Here is a 1,593-nt window from a genome sequence, read left to right on the forward strand (position 1 = left end):
ACCCGGGACTCAGCGTCCGGGCAGGCGCCTGTCGACAGGATGGACGGATGCGCACTCGTCGGATCGTGATGGCAGCCGTGATCGTCTCCGCCCTCGTGGCGGGCGGTGCCACGATGGTCGCCCTCGCCCGTGCGCAGGCGGAGCCGCCCGGATGCGACGACATCCGCGCCTATCAGGAGCGCTACGGCGAGATCGAGAGGCTCGGCGACGGGACCCGCGGCATTACCGTGCTGGGCGACTCGTACTCGGCGGGCGACACCCTGCGTGTGCGCGGACAGCGCTGGACCGATGCGCTCACGCGGCTCGACGCCGAGCTCACCGTCACGCTCGACGCCGTCCCGTTCACGGGCTTCGTGAACAGCGGCGCCTGCGGACCCCACGCGTTCACCGAGCGGATCGACCGCGCCGTCGCCGCCACGGAGACCGACGGCGCGCTCGTCATCCAGGGCGGCCTGAACGACGTCGAGGCGCACCGGCAGAGCCTCGCGAACGCCGCCGAGCGGGTGCTGAACGCCGCCGGCGACGTCGCGCACGTGGTCGTGATCGGCCCGGTGGATGCGCCCGCGCGCGAGGACGAGCGCGAGGTCGACGCCGTGCTCGAGAGCGCGGCCTCCGCGCACGGCGCACGCTACATCTCCGCGCTCGACTGGGACCTGCCTTTCCGCGCCGACCGCCTGCATCTGACCCCCGAAGGCCACCGCATCTACGCCGAGCGCGTGCTCGAGGAGCTGCGCGCGGCCGGCGCCATCTGATCAGCCGTCGGTCCGAAGCACGCTCAGGCCCGCGGCCCTCCTGCCACGTACAGCACCTGGCCCGATACGTAGCCCGCGCCCTCGGAGCAGAAGAACGACACGGCGTGCGCGATGTCGTCGGGCTGCCCTGCCCGCGGCACGGGCGTCTGCGACGCCACACCCTCGAGGAACTCCTCGAACGAGATGCCCATGCGCTCGGCGGTCTGCTTCGTCATCTCGGTCACGACGAACCCCGGAGCGACGGCGTTCGCGGTGATCCCGAACTTCCCCAGCTCGATCGCGAGCGACTTCGTGAAGCCCTGGATCCCGGCCTTCGCGGCGGCGTAGTTGACCTGACCGCGGTTGCCGAGCGCCGAGATGGAGGACAGGTTCACGATGCGACCCCATCCGGCCTCGACCATGTGCGCCTGCGCCGCGCGCGTCATGAGGAACGCACCGCGCAGGTGCACATCCATGACGGCGTCCCAATCGTCGAGCGACATCTTGAACAGCAGGTTGTCGCGCAGGATGCCCGCATTGTTGACGAGGATGGTCGGCGCCCCGAGGTCGGCCGCGACGCGCTCGACCGCGGCGGCCACCGCGCTCTCGTCTGTCACGTCCACGCCGACCGCGATCGCGCGCCCACCGTCGACCACGATGGCCTGGGCCGTGTCACGAGCCTGCTCCTCCAGGCGATCGAGTACCGCCACGGCCGCGCCGTCGGCGGCGAGGCGGCGTGCGGTGGCGGCTCCGATGCCGCGCGCGGCGCCGGTCACGATGGCGGTTCGGGTTGTCATCCGGGTCCTCCGATGCTTCGTCGCAGTGCGAGGGTTCGTGCGTGCTGTCGCCCGGCGTCAGGCGC

The 1,593-nt window shown here is 71.8% G+C and carries 2 protein-coding genes; one reads left to right on the top strand and one right to left on the bottom strand.

Annotated elements, in window-relative coordinates; all coding sequences use genetic code 11:
* Positions 1–47: 47 nt before the first annotated feature.
* Entirely contained in the window at positions 48–752 is a 705-nt protein-coding gene (locus tag RIF89_RS14875) for an SGNH/GDSL hydrolase family protein (RefSeq protein WP_309069845.1), read from the top strand.
* A 23-nt stretch (positions 753–775) separates the two neighbouring features.
* Here the strand turns inward: RIF89_RS14875 and fabG are convergent, their stop codons facing one another.
* Positions 776–1,528 carry a 3-oxoacyl-ACP reductase FabG gene (gene fabG / locus RIF89_RS14880; RefSeq protein WP_309069846.1) on the bottom strand — a complete coding sequence of 251 codons (753 nt, stop codon included), beginning with the start codon at positions 1,526–1,528 and terminating at the stop codon, positions 776–778.
* Positions 1,529–1,593: the final 65 nt, after the last annotated feature.

It is taken from the genome of Microbacterium sp. (assembly GCF_031178525.1).
GTDB lineage: Bacteria > Actinomycetota > Actinomycetes > Actinomycetales > Microbacteriaceae > Microbacterium.